This window comes from Oceanobacillus sp. B139/18, assembly GCF_055524595.1.
The window spans coordinates 88,139-103,755 of record NZ_JBVFXI010000002.1 but is presented as its reverse complement, the minus strand read 5'-3'; the positions used below and the strand labels follow the sequence as shown (position 1 = coordinate 103,755).

Genomic DNA, 15,617 nt, shown 5'->3' with positions numbered 1-15,617 from the left:
CAAAATGAGTAAAAAATCCAGTACAGTTATGGGGTTATGGAAGGATTGGCGTTTGCATGCTATCGTACTTGTCATTGTTTTGATAACAGAAGCAATTGGACAATTTAGTATCACGGTCGGTCCCGGAGTAATTTTACTTTTACCTATGCTATATGCCTTAATTATCGGGCTGGTTTTATTTTTTACCCCATTGGTTAAAGAAGAGCAATCAAAAAATGCAGAGCCTATTATTGTGCTCGGAGTTGCTTTATTATTAGCAAAAATCGGAGTTATCATTGGCCCATCTTTACCGGAAGTAATTGCTGCAGGTCCGGCATTGCTTTTGCAAGAACTTGGTAATTTAGGGACAATACTATTTGCTCTCCCTGTTGCAATTTGGCTGGGGTTGAAACGAGAAGCTGTTGGAATGACTCATTCGATTGGGAGAGAGCCAAATGTAGGGCTGATCATGGATAAATTTGGAGTTAATTCTCCGGAAGGCCGCGGTGTTATGGCAATGTATATTTTTGGAACGGTTTTTGGAGCCGTATTCTTGGGGCTGATTTCCGGTCTTCTTGCAACGATTACTCCGTTAAATCCGCTTTCTTTTGCCATGGCCTCAGGAGTAGGAAGCGGCAGTATGATGGCAGCAGCCAGCGGTTCGCTCGTAGCTGCATTTCCAGATTTAGAGACCCAAATTGTCGCATTTGCTGGAGCAAGTAATTTATTATCACTTTCAACTGGACTATGGGTCAGCCTGTTTATTGGTTTGCCGCTGACAGAAAAAATATACCGTGTGATGACTCGAAGCAGATCGTCTAAATGATAAGGAGGGCTTAATGATGTTATTAAAAAACATACAAGAATGGACATTATTATTAGTTATTTTTGGGTTTACAGCCCTTATAGGAAATTGGGCAGGCTATGAAATTATGCCATTAACAGCGCTTCCTGGGATGATCACACTCATACTGATTTGTTTAGCTGGATTTATTTTAAGAGAACTTATACCGGTTAACTTCCCGAGTATTGCTTATATTTCACTGATAGGCGTTCTGGTATCTATGCCATGGATGCCCGGTTCGGAGAAAATTGTTGAATGGACGAGTCAGGTCGAGCTTCTCGCACTTGCAACGCCTATATTAGCTTATGCCGGTATTGCCATCGGCCGTTCGTGGACAGATTTTGTGAAATTAGGATGGAAGACGATTGTTGTGGCAAGCTTAGTCATGTTAGGAACATTTATAGGTTCGGCATTAATTGCAGAAATTATATTGCGATTCCAAGGAATTATTTAAATGATAAGTAGCGCTGTTCTTAAAGAATATAGTCTTAATGAATACAGCGAGTTATGTATAAATCGTGTACGGCATAAATAATCTTTTTAAATAACTCAACATTCACACCTAACAATAAGCATATATATATTGCTATTCCAAGATGAACATGTTCCCCATTATCATACTTCCTTTGATTGCGTAAAGCTGTATAAATTTAAAGAGATAAGTAAGGAATTATTTTTTGTTTTCGTGTAGGCTATGATTATAAGCATTTTCTGACAGAGGGGAGTCTGCTATGAGGGAAGCAATTATGTTGATTGTCGATTTAATCAATGATATGCATGATGTGATTGCCAGTACATTTGGTTCGAATATGACAGATAAAGAATTGCATTTCTGGATTTTTGGTATCCTGGGAATCGTAACTTTCTTTATTGTCTATGTAGTATTTAAAATTCTATCTAAAATAAAGTGGAGTATTGCCATTTTGGCTTTTCTCTACACATTTACCGTAATGGTCGTCCTTGTATTTGCTGTGGAGATTCAGCAGGCCTATACACAACGCGGAAATATGGAATTTGCTGATGCTGTCATGGGCTTATGGGGCTTTATTGTCTTTTTTGCAGTTTATGCAGTGATTGGTATCATTGGTTATTTTATATATAAAGCGTTTAAGAAATAAGCAGAGCACCTTGTTAAGTCAGGCAGATAACAAGGTGCTTTTTCTATGACTTTCTTTGTGTCAATTCGATTGAAAAAGAATGGCTTTCATTGGAAATTAGGACTATATCCATGTATGTTAATGAAAAAGGGGGAGCTGCGGTATGATAGATTTAAGTCATAAACCTTGGCTGAAAGGTGAAAAGGTTACACTTCGGCCATTTAAGGAAGAAGATTTTCCTCATATAAATGCATGCCTGACGGATGAGGAAGTTTTAAAATTAACTGGAAGCGATATGGATTTTGACTTTGAGGAGGAAGAAGAAAATATTCTTGGCTGGTACCGTTCAAGACACACTCAAACGGACCGTCTGGACTTGGCTATTGTTGATTCATTCCTGGACATTTTGGTGGGCGAAGCAGTAATCAATTTATACGACGAATCCACGCATAGTATGAATTTCAGAATACTTATCGGTCCACAGGGGAGAAATCGCGGCTTAGGAACAGAGGCGACACAGCTTCTTATCGATTATGTGTTTAAAAACACGACACTTCATTATCTGACCCTGGACGTTTTGGAATTTAATCCAAGGGCGAGGCATGTTTATGAAAAAATTGGTTTTGTGAAAGTTGGCATCAATGAAAACGAGCTGGAATTTGAAGGGGAATGGATCGATTCTATGCAAATGAAATTAACGAGGGAAACGTGGTTAAGCGAAGAAAAAACATAATAGAATACCTGCCATCAAATTATTTGTTTTAAGTGGAGAGTGTTATAATCTAGCTTAACAGAACAATTTTCAAAAAGAGGTGACAGGATAATGACAATCGTAAAGGGGAAACCGATGGAGAAATGGATCAGAGAATTTCCGGATCTGGGCCCCATATTAAATTACACCCCGTTTTATTGGAGTAATCCAGGTGTGAAGGATAATAAGGAAGCATTGCAAGACCAGCCGCTTCAATTAAAAGATATGAAAGATGCGGAGGAACGCTTAAAACGATTTGCACCTTTTATAGCAAAGGCCTATCCCGAAACGGAAAAGGACAGGGGAATTATTGAATCACCGCTGATAGAAGGGAATCAAATCAAGGCCAGAATCGAAACGATTACAGGTCAAAAAATCCCTGGTGCATTTTACATAAAGCTGGATAGTCATTTGCCGATTTCCGGTTCGATTAAAGCCAGAGGCGGTATTTATGAAGTTCTCAAATATGCAGAAACCCTGTTACAGGAGCATCATTTGTTATCCGAAACAGATGATTATAGTAAAATGACGGAAGCAACGTATCGGGAATTTTTCTCGCAGTATACGATTCTTGTAGGCTCTACAGGTAATTTGGGTCTGAGTATCGGCGTCATCAGCGCCAAGCTTGGTTTTCAAGTCATTGTCCATATGTCTGCAGATGCAAAGCAATGGAAAAAAGATTTGTTAAGATCGCGCGGAGTTCAGGTTATGGAGCATCCATCTGATTATAGCAAGGCAGTGGAAGAGGGAAGAAAAGAAGCTGAAAATGATTCGAAAAGCTATTTCATCGATGATGAAAATTCTAAGGATTTATTTTTAGGATATACGGTGGCAGCTATTCGTTTGAAAAAGCAATTCGAAGAACGGGAAATTCAAGTGAGTCCGGAGAAGCCGCTCCATGTTTACTTGCCTTGCGGTGTCGGCGGAGGCCCGGGCGGTGTTGCGTTTGGTTTGAAGGTTATCTTTGGTGACGCTGTAAAATGTTATTTTGCAGAACCGACTCATTCCCCTTGTATGCTGGTCGGAATGATGACAGGACTGCATAATGAGATTTCCGTCAATGACTTTGGATTAGACAATCAAACAGCCGCAGATGGGCTAGCTGTCGGCAGACCCTCTGGTTTTGTCGGAAAAGTCATGGAGCCGCTGTTAGAAGGAATTTATACGGTAAGTGATGAGCAAATGTTCCGCCTAATTGCAGAAATGGCTGATGCAGAGGGCATTCATTTGGAACCTTCTGCTGTAACCGGGTTGATGGGACCTTCTTATGTCGTTCAAAATGAACTGAAAGTGACCGATGGAGATACGCATTTAATTTGGGCTACCGGTGGAAGCATGGTGCCGGGTGACATTCAGGAAGCGGAATATCAAAAGGGACTGGAATATAAAAACAATCCTGATATAAGGTGATTATTGAAAGAATAGAAAAAACGCAAATCAGACGCGCCAGCCGATTTGCGTTTTTCTACATGGCAGAGGCCTTCTTTAGGCATGTTTATTTTTCAATAACCTGGCATTGAACGCTACCATAATCGTACTGAGTGACATTAATACTGCGCCAACGGCAGGGTTTAGTACAATGCCCCAAGGGGCTAGTATTCCTGCTGCTAATGGAATGGCAATAATATTATAGCCTGCTGCCCACCAAAGGTTTTGAATCATTTTGCGATAGGTTGAGCGGGAAAGCTCTATGATGGAAACAACATCGACCGGGTCACTATTCACTAAGACAACATCAGCTGTTTCCATCGCGACATCTGTACCGGCCCCGACTGCTACGCCTAAATCAGCAGTGGCTAAAGCAGGGGAGTCATTGATGCCGTCGCCGGTCATCGCTGTTCTTTTTTTATTTGCCTGCAGCTGTTTGATTTGATCGGCTTTTTGGTCTGGGAGCACCTCAGCGATAACGTGGTCAATGCCGATTTCTTTGGCCACGCCGGTCGCTACGGTCTGATTATCACCAGTCAGCATCTGTGCTTCAATGCCAAGCTCATGTAAACGGCGTACAGCTTCTTTGGAGGAAGCTTTGACTTGGTCAGCAAGGGCAATCATTCCAATGAACTGTTCTTCCTCCAGAACAAAAATTACTGTTTTACCTGCATCAGCAAGCTGGTTAAAAGCTTCTTTATCATAAGGGATTCCGTTTTTATCCATATAACCGGGGCTTACTGCTAGAAGCCAGGAACCTTCCAATTTTGCTTTTACACCTGCACCTGTTATGGAATCAAAGGTTTCTGGTGTGGTCAAGTTTATTTGCTGCTTCTTCGCAGACGCAACAACCCCTGCAGCAATCGGATGCTCCGACTGTGCTTCAATAGAAGCTGTTTTTTGCAGAAGCTCTTTTTCGGTTATATTGCTGCTGGAAATAATATCTGTTACAGCAAATTCCCCTTTGGTCAACGTGCCTGTTTTATCAAATACGACTGTATCGATTTTTCGTGCATCTTCAAAGCCTGCACGATTACGGATAAACAAACCGTTTTGAGCTGACAGATAAGTGGAACGGGCAACTACCAAAGGAATTGCCAGCCCTAAGGCGTGTGGACAGGAAATAACGAGAACTGTTACCATTCGTGTCATCGCTTCTTCCATTCCATAGCCAAGAGAAATCCAAATAACAAATGTAAGGATTCCGGCAGTTATAGCAACATAAAACAGTAATTTTGCTGCACGGTCGGAAAGCTTTTGCGTTTTTGACTTACTTTCCTGTGCTTCTTTAACAAGCTGAACCACCTGTGAAAGATAGCCTTCTTCACTTGTTTTAGAAACCTCAATTGTCAATGAACCAGATGTGTTAATTGAACCGCCGATTGCTTCATCTTTCACTTGTTTTTCAACAGGGACCGATTCGCCAGTCAGCATGGATTCATCCACAGAGGATTTTCCGTTAATAATGATACCATCTGCTGGTATTTTTTCACCTGGTTTAATCAGAACATGATTCCCTTTTTTTAGCTCTGAAACGGGGATGACTTCGGTGTTGCCCGTTTTGTCTATTTTGGTTGCCTCCTGTGGCATCAGCTCTACTAATGATTCCATGGAATCAGAGGCTTTGCTGACAGATTTCATTTCTATCCAATGCCCCAGCAGCATAATGGCAATCAGTGTTGCTAATTCCCAGAATAAATCATGACCTTCCAAACCCAATACAGTAGCGGCACTATAAACATAGGCTACAGTAATTGCAAATCCAATCAGGGTCATCATTCCAGGAGATTTTTGTTTTAATTCGTCCACAGCACCTGTTAAAAATGGCCAGCCGCCGTAGAAGAAAATAATAGATGCCAGAATGAGCTCAACCCAATGGTCCCCTGCAAATGTTAGCGAATAATTAAAGAACGACTGAATCATATCCGAAAGCAGAATAATCGGCAGTGCCAGTACAAGCGAAATGTAAAACCGCTTTTTAAAATCTGCAATCATATGCTCATGATGATCGTGGTGGGAATGAGCATGATGCTTCTCTTGATGATGTTCATGGTCGGAATGATGCGCGTTGTGATGATTATGTTGTTCATGCATTTGTAATCCACTCCTTTCCTTTTATTATACCCCTGCAAGGTATTTGCGAAACATGAAATTATTCAATCTTGAGAGGGAATTTTTATGGTCAGCGAACTTTCGTTTGTACCTGCTGGAAGAGTATAAGGATTTCCCGCCCGATCTGCAGAAATATGTCCCTGATTATGAATTTTTTCTATACGATGTATCTGGTTATAAAGACGAAAATGTCCAATTGAATGTGTTCCTGCGAATTATTCTGATGGTGTTTCGGGATATCCGCAAAAAGGATATCCACGCCGTGGTAAATACCATCTATCAGGCAGTCGATTACCTGCGGCAGCTGCAGGATCAAGCAAGAGCCACAGCGTATTTGAAGACGTTGTTTTATTATATTTTCCGTGTCCAGCGGCATCTTACCAAAAAACAATTTTATGATATAATCGACCATATAGGAAACACTTATCAAGAAGGAAGCGAGTTGACAATGACATTAGCGGAGATTTTTCGGAATGAAGGGAAGGAAGAAGGCAGAGCGGAAGGTATAGCCAATACCACAATTCGATTAATCACAAAGTTTGTAGCTCCACCTTCAGAAGATATAAAGAAAAAGATACACGAACAGGAAATAAGCACACTGGAAGCAATAATAGATCATATAGATGAATTGGAAACCATAGAAGACGTCAAACAATACTTGAAATAGAAAAGAGATGGGATGCCTTGACCTAATGTAAGAAGAAATACATCTCATATAAATTTGCAGTTCCATTTCATTTTTAAATATTGTATAATGTGATTATAAATTAGATTTCAATGCTATTTAAATAAATAAGGAGTGTGCTGTGTGAGTATTGTAGTAGGTTCTAAATAGGATAATTTCAAACGAAATAAATATAGAAATAATTAGGGTGAGTAGACCCTTTATTTGTAATGTATTTATTTCAACCTATGAAGATACCTGCTGAACTTATAAGCACCTCATCATAATCGTCTTGTCTCGTTGTGCTATCTGTTGTTATTCTGAAACAGATGTACATGACAGATGGGTTATTATGTAAAAAAGCTGCGGTATTCCTGCGGCTTTTTTTATTGATAAAATTCATTCTCAAAATGGATGAGAAGATACGTATTGAAATCTAATGGGCAGGTATCTTCATTCATACGCTCCCTTGTAAACAAGAGAGGAACTTGATTACTTCAACGCATATCGTAAAGGAGAACAAAAAATGAATGAGATAACCTTTGATAAACTGCAATATAATGAACTAAAAAAAATTATCAAATCTTATTGTATCAGCGGGCTGGGAAAGCAGTTAATGGATAAATTAAAGCCCAGCTCAAATATTAACGTGGTGAAAAGCAGATTGAATGAAACGACGGAAGCGGTGGCCATTTTGAATACGAATAGCCGTGTTCCTTTCCTGGGCGTTTCCAATATTGAAAATATCATGCAAAATCTAGAAAAGGGAATCATCTTACAGCCGGATGATCTAGTAAATGTATCGGATTTCCTGCGGGGCTGCCGGAAAATCAAAAAATACATGCTCGATAAAGCATTTTTTGCACCTGTATTAGCCTCTTATGCAAATTCAATGGCCGTATTTCAAAGTATAGAAGAAGAGCTTGATTTTTCGATAAAAGGAAATCGAATCGATTCCGCAGCAAGCAAAGAATTAAAACGGATTCGAAACCATATCCAAGCTGTTGAGACGAAGATGGAGGAACGTTTAAACCGATTTTTGAAAAGCAGTGTGTATAAAAAATATATCCAGGAAGCATTTATCAGTAAAAAAGATGATCGATATACAATTCCAGTAAAAGCTGCTTATAAGCATCATGTCGATGGCGTCATTGTAGACACCTCTTCCAAAGGCTCTACGGTTTTTATTGAACCTGCTGCAGTCAGTAAATTAAATAATGAACTTGCTGTATTAAAAGCTGAGGAGCAGATGGAAGAATATCAAATTCTGGCAACTTTATCGGGAATGATTTTAGAGAATATCAGCGAATTAAAAATAAATATGGAATTGATTGGCCAATATGATATGGTGTTTGCCAAAGCTAAATTTAGTAAGCAGATGGACGGAATTGAGCCCAAATTGAATGACCATGGGTATATGAAACTGATCGATTGTAAACATCCGCTGTTAACAGGGAAAGCAGTGCCTTTGAATTTTGAGATAGGTGAAGATTTCAGGAGCCTGATTATCACCGGACCAAATGCCGGCGGAAAAACCGTTGTATTAAAAACGATTGGGCTTCTGACATTATCTGTGATGTCAGGGTTTCATATAACGGCTAATAAGGAAACGGAAATCAGCTTATTCGAAAATATTTTTGTGGATATTGGCGATAATCAAAGCATGGAAAATGCGCTAAGTACATTCTCCTCTCATATGCAAAATATAGCTGAGATTATGCAGCAGGCGAATCATCATTCTTTAGTACTCTTTGATGAGATTGGCAGCGGAACAGAGCCGAATGAAGGAGCAGCTCTTGCTATCTCTATTTTAGAAGAATTTTATCAGATGGGCTGTATTACTGTAGCTACAACCCACTATGGTGAAATCAAGCGTTTTTCAGAAATGCATCCGGACTTCATGAATGCGGCGATGCAATTTAATAGTGAAACATTAGAGCCGCTGTATAAATTGATTATGGGGAAATCAGGAGAAAGTAATGCGCTGTGGATCTCCAGGAAAATGAACATGAAAGAACAAGTTCTTCAAAAAGCGAAGGAATATATGAATAATAAAGAATATCATTTTGACCTTGTTAATCATAATAAAATTAGAAAGCCTAAGACAGTTAAACAGAAATCAGCTGTATTTACGGAGTACGAAAAAGGAGATCGGGTCAAGCTGTTGGAATACGATGATTTCGGAATTATCTATGAAGGAGCTGATTCACAATATAATGTGGTCGTTTTTTATAAAAATGAGCTGATTACGGTGAATGTAAAGCGAATCTCTTTAGAGATTAAAGGGAAGGATTTATATCCTGCAGGTTACGATATGGATACTTTATTCGAGAATTATCATTCTCTGAAAATGCAGCATGATTTGGAGCGGGGATCTAAAAAAGCATTGCGGAAGGTGGAGAAGGAGATTAGAAACAGGGAAAAGTAAGCTGGCCTTTTGTCCGTGCTGACTATAAAAAAGGGTAGGCATCTTCTGTTATTTGAACCTTACGTAAACCTCTCCCTCCAAATAGAGAGTATAAATGAATTTATTTAGGCGGGGATTTTACGGGTGTTAACTCCCTGAATGAAATTTTGCTTATGAATTTGGAGGGTTATTAAAAAACATTTAATATTTGATACAAATAGTGCCAAGCTGATGTTTTCAATATGAATTTACAAGCAACAAAAAATATTTTTAAAATTCCCCCTTCCCATTCTCTGATAAATCTGATAAGATAGTGAAAATATCAAAATTGGAATGCAAGGATAAGGAATAGTACTTGTCTGACTTGTTTACAGAAAGTTGCTGGCTGATGAGAAGCAATGACAGGGAAGCAGGGAACTCGCCTTAGAGCAGCCTTAGTGAAATCAAGTTAAGAAAGTAATTAAGGACGGAACCCCACCGTTACACGGGAAGGATATAAGACAGTTTTGTCTGTATCTGGATAAGTGCATGGTAATTTGGTTTACCATGAAATCGGGGTGGTACCGCGTAAGAATAAGTCTTTCGTCTCCTAGCAAAGTGAATTGCTGGAGAAGAAAGGCTTTTTTTTATTTCAATTTAAATTTGAGGAGGAATGTATCATGTTTAATCATCAAAAATACGGAAAACAATATTTTATGCCACCGACAATATCTTATGACTGGGTGAAGAAAGAAACCTTGGAGAAAGCTCCAACATGGTGCAGCGTGGACTTGCGGGATGGAAACCAAGCGTTGCCTATTCCAATGAATTTGGAAGAAAAGCTGGAATTGTTCCAGCTATTAGTAGATATCGGCTTTAAAGAAATCGAAGTTGGTTTTCCGGCTGCCTCTGATACGGAGTTTAATCTTTTACGGAAATTAATTGATAATAATATGATTCCAGATGACGTAACAATTATGGTGATCACGCAGGCAAGAGAGCATATTATACGCAGAACCTTTGAAGCAATTCAAGGTGCACCAAGAGCTATCGTGCATTTATATAACTCCACTTCGGAAGCTCAGCGCAGGCAAGTATTTAAGAAATCTAAAGAGGAAATTAAACAAATTGCTCTAAATGGAGCTGTTTTAGTGAAAGAGCTTGCGGAAGAAGCAGGAGGAGATATCTATTTCCAATATAGTCCGGAAAGCTTTCCAGGAACAGAGGTAGATTATGCTTTAGATATTTGTAATAGTGTGTTAGATATTTGGAAGCCGACACCTGATCATAAAGCAATCATCAATATCCCGACCACTGTTCAAATTGCGATGCCGCATATTTTTGCTAATCAAATTGAATATATTCACAAAAATCTGGCTTATCGGGATGGAGTTACTTTATCGATTCATCCGCATAACGATCGTGGAAGTGGCGTGAGTGATGCTGAATTTGGCGTTTTAGCTGGTGCAGAGCGAGTAGAAGGTACGTTATTTGGCATCGGTGAGCGTACAGGGAATGTCGATTTGATTACCTTAGCAATGAATATGTATTCCCAAGGCTTTGATCCGGAATTGGATTTCAGTCAGATGAATGCCATCCGTGAAAAGTATGAGAAGCTGACTCGAACAGAAGTGCATGAAAGACATCCGTATTCCGGCGATCTTGTCTTTACAGCCTTTTCTGGTTCACATCAGGATGCAATTTCCAAAGGGATGAAATACCGTCAGGAAACAAATACGGAAAAGTGGGATGTTCCTTATATTCCAGTAGATCCAGTAGATATCGGCAGAAATTATCAGGCAGATGTTATTCGGGTCAACAGTCAGTCCGGAAAAGGCGGAATCGGTTATATTCTGGAAACGAACTTTGGCGTAAAACTTCCGTATAAAATGAACGAAGCAATGGGATATGCAACGAAAAAAGTGTCTGATCAAACAAGCAGAGAGCTTTCCGCGGAAGAAATTTATCAGGTCTTTAGAGAAAATTATGTGGAATATCATCCAAACTTTGAATTAGTAGATTACTATTTTAATAAAGGAACCGGGCAGGAAGTAACGTTAACCATCCAAAAAGAAAAGGAGCAAATCGAGCTGCAAGGTAAAGGAGCCGGAAGTCTGGATGCGATCAGTAATGCGTTAAAAGCGCATTTTGACATCGATTATGCTTTAGAAGTTTATGAACAGCAATCTTTAGGTAAAGATTCCGCTGCAGAGGCTTGTGCACAGATTGGTATTTCCCATCAGGGAGAAATTTACTGGGGAGCAGGCATTCATGAGGATATCACTGCGGCATCTGTATATGCTTTAGTGGTAGCAGTGAATCGACTGGAGGATGCCTTGATAAGTCAAAAAGAAACGGTAAAATGATGTGTTTTAGGAATCTCAAGTAAAAGAAGAGTAACAAGAGACTTCAAAAAAAGTATCAATGAATGGAAGAGCTTCTCTTAGACATATGTATGTTTAAGAGAAGCTCTTCTTTAATTCAGATAGAGTTTCTGATCTTTGTAGTCTTGGTAGGCATGATCGATAGTATACTCGAAATCATGATAATTTTCCCATGTACCGATGAAACCAAATGGTACTTCTTTTAAATCATCTACTACCCATAATCCATAATCAGTCAGATAGTATCTTTCATAATAAGCATTTACAAACGGAAAAATTTCTTCAGAGACATCTTCCTCTGTGAATTTTCCATCACAATTTTTAATAAAAAATTCTATCCCGGACATTGTTTCGTTTCGTACAGCCTGGAGATCTTCATTTGCTGTTTCTTTTAACAATTCCCCTTCAAACTGATGTTGAATAATCCAGGTCAGAAAGAAGCCGATATGGTTTCCAGCATAATATTCAATTACATCCATATCTGTTTCTGTCAGTTCTTCCTCGTCTTTTTGAAATTTTTGCATATACGGTTCGTAAGCAGACGCGTGATGATAATCAATTCGATCAAAATACATGGTTTTATCCCCTTTAAATATATGTTATGTACTTCCAGCTTTTATCTAATAAGTGTATCATCATACAATAGCTGTTTACAGTTATCCGGCAGAATAGATTGATGAAGACAGGCACGTTTTTACTGTATTCAAATGATAGGAACAGAAGTTAAAATTTAGCTGCATAACTGGATTAAAAGGGACGCAATGTTCAAAATGAATTAGATGTGACCGAAAAGAATGATGGTCATTTCTTGAGTTAACATAATGTTTATCATTATAATGAAACAATAGATAGTTTAAAATGTAGACAAAAAAACTAAACCAGCAGCTAAGAAGGATAGCAGAAAGGATTGAATGACAGGTATGTTAGTCAAATTATTAGAACCGCTAAATGTTCCAGATTCACTTATTGAAAAATTAGCAGAACCACTCCAAAAGAAAGGGCATGAATTTGTTTACTATAATGAAAAAACAACCGATACGAAAGAACTGGCCAAACGGAGTGAGAATGCAGATGTAGTAATGATTGCAAATAATCCGTATCCGACAGAAGTAATTAATCAAAATGACAATTTAAAATTAATCAATGTTGCTTTTACAGGAGTGGATCATGTAGGGATTGCAGATGCAAAAAATCAAGATATCCTCGTATGTAATGCAGCCGGATATGCCAATCAGGCAGTTGCTGAATTAGCCATTGGCCTGGTGATGGATTTGTATCGCCGCGTAACGCAGGGGAATAGTGATATCCGTGCTGCAGATTACCCTGGAGCTTTTCAGGGAAAAGAAATCAAAGGAAAAACAGTCGGTATTATCGGTACAGGAAAAATTGGTATCGAGACTGCCCGTTTATTCAAAGCATTTGGCGCTAAATTAGTTGCCTCCAACCAGGCGAGCATCAATCCAGAAGCAGTAGAACTGGGCATGGAGTATATGGATTTAGATGAGGTATTGGCTCAATCAGATATTGTAACCTTACATGTGCCGCTGATGCCGAACACGAAGGGGCTGATTTCTAAAGAAAAACTAAGCTTGATGAAAGAAACAGCTGTTTTAATTAATTGTGCACGGGGGCCGATTGTGGATAATGACGCGTTGGCAGATGCGTTGAACAGCGGCAAAATCGCAGGAGCTGGTATTGATGTGTTTGATATGGAACCGCCAATTCCAGGAGACTATAAATTATTGCATGCGAAAAATGCTATTTTAACTCCACATGTCGGCTTTTTAACAGATGAAGCCATGGAAGCACGAGCTAAAATTGCTTTTGATAATACGGTGGCATTTTTAGAAGGAGAGCCTCAAAACGTTATGAAGCGGTAATATGCCGGATACCGGCTGAGATAATAAAATAATTTATTGTTTTAGAAAGAAAAGAAGGGCTGATTGTGTATTTATAATAATAGATACAATCGGCCCTTCTTCAAGCTTATTGATCTGCTGTTGCAGTTCCGGCAGAAGAACGGGCGTTTACTTATTTTCTTTTACTCTGTACCAATATCTGTAAACTTCTGAAAAACCAATTTTGGAATAGAGCCGCAATGCAGATTCGTTATTCAGCAAAACAGCCAGGTAACTGTATTTTGCTCCCTTATCTTTTCCCCATTTTAGTAAGTGCAATATCAGCTGTTCGGCAAATCCTTGATTCCTGTATTGACTATCGGTGACAATATCGTAAAGCCCTATGTATTCCCTTTCGATAACACCAAGACCGCAGGCAATTACTTCTTCATTATAATAGAGGGATATAAAGCACTTTTGCGTTACGATATTGGATAGCATCTGCATCATAGTATCCTTATTTTTTTCTTCTACATTATTAAGTTGGCAAAAACAATCCAGCCACTCTCTGTTTATTTTTTCATCTATTCTTACCCTATGGAGAGCCGGCTCGCTGATAGTATCTAAAGCTATAGTTTGGACACTGGTATAGTCCACCAATGAATAAGCCCGCTCCTTTAATATATCATCTAAGTTTTCTGGCTGAATAAAAGGCGTGATTTTAAACGTGGTACGTAAATTTTTTTCTGCATAGATTTTCTCGCATGCATCTATTTTTTGCTCCAATTCTAAAGTGGAATAGAGGATAGGCTGAATGGAATTCGCCCGTTTGGTATAACCATTCGCAAATCTCAGCACCCAGCCGTCATAAAGTAATGTAGATAAAGGCTGCCAATTGTTTAAAGATAATTCTTCCATCGTCTTATCAAGCATAATATCCCTCCGATAGCTTTTGAATTATTATACATTTATTTGTATAAATATTCAATTCGAAAAGGTATTCTTTTTTCGGTATAGTAACAGGCTTTTATGTCGTGTAATAACATCCGGAAGAATCATTGTAAAAAGTATTTGGTTATGATATTTTAAAGTTAGTCAGTTGAATAACTAAAAGGACGGTGTGCGAATGGCAAAACCTAATGGAGTCAGCAAGCAGGAGTTAATTCAATATGCCAAGGAATGTCTGGTTGAGAAGGGGACGGAGAAGTTTACTTTGAGAGCGGTAGCAGATACAGCCGGAGTAACTCAAGGGACGATTTATTACCATTTTCGGACCAAGGAACAGCTGCTCTTGAGCATTGTCGAGGACATATGTGAAAAAAGCTGGTATGAAATTTCTAAAAGTAATACCTATGTGCTAAAGCAGGCGATTGCTTCGGCTAAAAGCCGCTGTTCCTATAATTCTTTTTTTCATCAGCTGTTTATTTTAATGACAGCAGCCAGTTTCAAAAATGAGAAGATCAGAAATCAGCTCTCAGAGATTATGCAGGCAGAAAATCAGGCATTATCCGAGAATCTATTAAAAATATGGCCGGCATCTCCGGTGCATGGTGTTTCTATGGAAGCATGGGGAATTATGTTTAATGCCATGGTGGATGGCTTGGCGATGCAGGCATTACTGCAAAAAGATTTTCCCGTTGAAAAAGTATATCAGGAATTTGAGCAGATTATAGAGGCTCTTACAAATTTAAGCGAGAAGGAGGCAGCGGAATGAAAACCTATTTGTTCACAGCAGCATGGGGTGTCATCGTTTGGGGCGCAGCTACCTTATTTTTCCGGATTTTTGGAGAAGCTGTTCTTTTTCCGCCTGGTACAGATGCATTTATGTATAGTTCCGGAGCACTTCTCGTTGGAACAGCCATTCTATTAACGCTGGTCATCTATCTTTATACCCTATTTGATAAAAAGGAGTATGCCGCGATACGATTTGGAATTGTAGGAACCATGATTGGTTTACTATTGGATAGCTTTGTTTTTTCAAATTATCAAATGATATTTCCTGACTTACACGAGACACAGGTAATTGCTTTTTCATCCTGGATGACTTTTGCCTATGCTTTGTATTTAGTAATACCCTTTTTATTCCAGCAGAAAGCCAGACAAAAACAAGTTGTAAGAGGAAAGTAGAAACTTT

General features: G+C 39.0%; 14 protein-coding genes and 1 other annotated feature. Of the genes, 11 read left to right on the top strand and 3 right to left on the bottom strand.

The window, feature by feature from the left end:
* Positions 1-4 precede the first annotated feature (4 nt).
* The 5 genes from ACZSMY_RS07895 (at position 5) to ACZSMY_RS07875 (ending at position 4,081) form a co-directional block, all read left to right on the top strand.
* The gene (locus tag ACZSMY_RS07895; RefSeq protein WP_042533274.1) at positions 5-805 is read left to right on the top strand and encodes a DUF3100 domain-containing protein; all 801 of its coding nucleotides are present in this window, start codon (positions 5-7) and stop codon (positions 803-805) included.
* A gap of 13 nt (positions 806-818) precedes the next feature.
* A complete protein-coding gene (locus ACZSMY_RS07890) occupies positions 819-1,277 on the top strand; it encodes a hypothetical protein (RefSeq protein WP_042533276.1) in 459 nt (152 codons plus the stop codon).
* Positions 1,278-1,554: 277 nt separating this feature from the next.
* Positions 1,555-1,941: a hypothetical protein gene (locus tag ACZSMY_RS07885; RefSeq protein ID WP_042533278.1), complete on the top strand. Its 387-nt coding sequence runs from the start codon at positions 1,555-1,557 to the stop codon at positions 1,939-1,941.
* A gap of 142 nt (positions 1,942-2,083) precedes the next feature.
* Positions 2,084-2,653 (top strand): GNAT family N-acetyltransferase, encoded by a 570-nt coding sequence (locus tag ACZSMY_RS07880; protein WP_042533280.1) that lies wholly within the window; start codon positions 2,084-2,086, stop codon positions 2,651-2,653.
* Between the two features lie 90 nt (positions 2,654-2,743).
* Complete coding sequence (locus ACZSMY_RS07875) at positions 2,744-4,081, top strand: D-serine ammonia-lyase (protein WP_042533282.1); 1,338 nt, start codon at positions 2,744-2,746, stop codon at positions 4,079-4,081.
* 75 nt (positions 4,082-4,156) lie between these two features.
* Here ACZSMY_RS07875 and ACZSMY_RS07870 read toward each other — a convergent pair whose 3' ends face one another.
* The gene (locus tag ACZSMY_RS07870) at positions 4,157-6,193 is read right to left on the bottom strand and encodes a copper-translocating P-type ATPase (protein ID WP_042533284.1); all 2,037 of its coding nucleotides are present in this window, start codon (positions 6,191-6,193) and stop codon (positions 4,157-4,159) included.
* Positions 6,194-6,245: 52 nt separating this feature from the next.
* Here ACZSMY_RS07870 and ACZSMY_RS07865 point away from each other — a divergent pair, with 52 nt between their 5' ends.
* The 3 genes from ACZSMY_RS07865 to ACZSMY_RS07855 all read left to right on the top strand — a co-directional run bounded on the left by ACZSMY_RS07865 (position 6,246) and on the right by ACZSMY_RS07855 (position 11,627).
* Positions 6,246-6,878 (top strand): Rpn family recombination-promoting nuclease/putative transposase, encoded by a 633-nt coding sequence (locus ACZSMY_RS07865; RefSeq protein WP_465147646.1) that lies wholly within the window; start codon positions 6,246-6,248, stop codon positions 6,876-6,878.
* 523 nt (positions 6,879-7,401) lie between these two features.
* Entirely contained in the window at positions 7,402-9,303 is a 1,902-nt protein-coding gene (locus ACZSMY_RS07860; RefSeq protein WP_465147645.1) for an endonuclease MutS2, read from the top strand.
* A 308-nt stretch (positions 9,304-9,611) separates the two neighbouring features.
* Positions 9,612-9,875: a binding site (T-box leader), on the top strand.
* Between the two features lie 66 nt (positions 9,876-9,941).
* The gene (locus ACZSMY_RS07855; protein WP_042533288.1) at positions 9,942-11,627 is read left to right on the top strand and encodes a 2-isopropylmalate synthase; all 1,686 of its coding nucleotides are present in this window, start codon (positions 9,942-9,944) and stop codon (positions 11,625-11,627) included.
* Between the two features lie 110 nt (positions 11,628-11,737).
* Here ACZSMY_RS07855 and ACZSMY_RS07850 read toward each other — a convergent pair whose 3' ends face one another.
* The gene (locus ACZSMY_RS07850) at positions 11,738-12,220 is read right to left on the bottom strand and encodes a DUF7832 domain-containing protein (RefSeq protein WP_465147644.1); all 483 of its coding nucleotides are present in this window, start codon (positions 12,218-12,220) and stop codon (positions 11,738-11,740) included.
* A 336-nt stretch (positions 12,221-12,556) separates the two neighbouring features.
* Between ACZSMY_RS07850 and ACZSMY_RS07845 the strand changes: the two genes are divergently transcribed.
* Positions 12,557-13,525 (top strand): 2-hydroxyacid dehydrogenase, encoded by a 969-nt coding sequence (locus ACZSMY_RS07845; RefSeq protein WP_244882383.1) that lies wholly within the window; start codon positions 12,557-12,559, stop codon positions 13,523-13,525.
* A gap of 147 nt (positions 13,526-13,672) precedes the next feature.
* On the opposite strand, the gene ACZSMY_RS07840 is transcribed toward ACZSMY_RS07845, so the two are convergent.
* Positions 13,673-14,416: a GNAT family N-acetyltransferase gene (locus ACZSMY_RS07840; RefSeq protein ID WP_256706021.1), complete on the bottom strand. Its 744-nt coding sequence runs from the start codon at positions 14,414-14,416 to the stop codon at positions 13,673-13,675.
* Positions 14,417-14,609: 193 nt separating this feature from the next.
* On the opposite strand from ACZSMY_RS07840, the gene ACZSMY_RS07835 reads away from it, so the two are divergent.
* Together ACZSMY_RS07835 and ACZSMY_RS07830 are read left to right on the top strand one after the other, a co-directional pair.
* On the top strand, positions 14,610-15,197 hold the full coding sequence (locus ACZSMY_RS07835; RefSeq protein ID WP_042533294.1) for a TetR/AcrR family transcriptional regulator: 588 nt from the start codon (positions 14,610-14,612) through the stop codon (positions 15,195-15,197).
* Positions 15,194-15,610, top strand: coding sequence for a DUF5367 family protein (locus ACZSMY_RS07830; RefSeq protein ID WP_042533296.1), 417 nt, complete (start codon positions 15,194-15,196; stop codon positions 15,608-15,610). Before ACZSMY_RS07835 ends, ACZSMY_RS07830 begins: the two co-directional genes overlap by 4 nt.
* Positions 15,611-15,617: the final 7 nt, after the last annotated feature.

What these genes read in the sequence shown, in the direction of transcription:
- ACZSMY_RS07895 (WP_042533274.1), top strand. Translation starts at nt 5, where the DNA reads ATGAGTAAAAAATCCAGTACAGTTATGGGGTTATGGAAGGATTGGCGT.
- ACZSMY_RS07890 (WP_042533276.1), top strand. Translation starts at nt 819, where the DNA reads ATGATGTTATTAAAAAACATACAAGAATGGACATTATTATTAGTTATT.
- ACZSMY_RS07885 (WP_042533278.1), top strand. Translation starts at nt 1,555, where the DNA reads ATGAGGGAAGCAATTATGTTGATTGTCGATTTAATCAATGATATGCAT.
- ACZSMY_RS07880 (WP_042533280.1), top strand. Translation starts at nt 2,084, where the DNA reads ATGATAGATTTAAGTCATAAACCTTGGCTGAAAGGTGAAAAGGTTACA.
- ACZSMY_RS07875 (WP_042533282.1), top strand. Translation starts at nt 2,744, where the DNA reads ATGACAATCGTAAAGGGGAAACCGATGGAGAAATGGATCAGAGAATTT.
- ACZSMY_RS07870 (WP_042533284.1), bottom strand. Translation starts at nt 6,193, where the DNA reads ATGCATGAACAACATAATCATCACAACGCGCATCATTCCGACCATGAA.
- ACZSMY_RS07865 (WP_465147646.1), top strand. Translation starts at nt 6,246, where the DNA reads ATGAAATTATTCAATCTTGAGAGGGAATTTTTATGGTCAGCGAACTTT.
- ACZSMY_RS07860 (WP_465147645.1), top strand. Translation starts at nt 7,402, where the DNA reads ATGAATGAGATAACCTTTGATAAACTGCAATATAATGAACTAAAAAAA.
- ACZSMY_RS07855 (WP_042533288.1), top strand. Translation starts at nt 9,942, where the DNA reads ATGTTTAATCATCAAAAATACGGAAAACAATATTTTATGCCACCGACA.
- ACZSMY_RS07850 (WP_465147644.1), bottom strand. Translation starts at nt 12,220, where the DNA reads ATGTATTTTGATCGAATTGATTATCATCACGCGTCTGCTTACGAACCG.
- ACZSMY_RS07845 (WP_244882383.1), top strand. Translation starts at nt 12,557, where the DNA reads ATGACAGGTATGTTAGTCAAATTATTAGAACCGCTAAATGTTCCAGAT.
- ACZSMY_RS07840 (WP_256706021.1), bottom strand. Translation starts at nt 14,416, where the DNA reads ATGCTTGATAAGACGATGGAAGAATTATCTTTAAACAATTGGCAGCCT.
- ACZSMY_RS07835 (WP_042533294.1), top strand. Translation starts at nt 14,610, where the DNA reads ATGGCAAAACCTAATGGAGTCAGCAAGCAGGAGTTAATTCAATATGCC.
- ACZSMY_RS07830 (WP_042533296.1), top strand. Translation starts at nt 15,194, where the DNA reads ATGAAAACCTATTTGTTCACAGCAGCATGGGGTGTCATCGTTTGGGGC.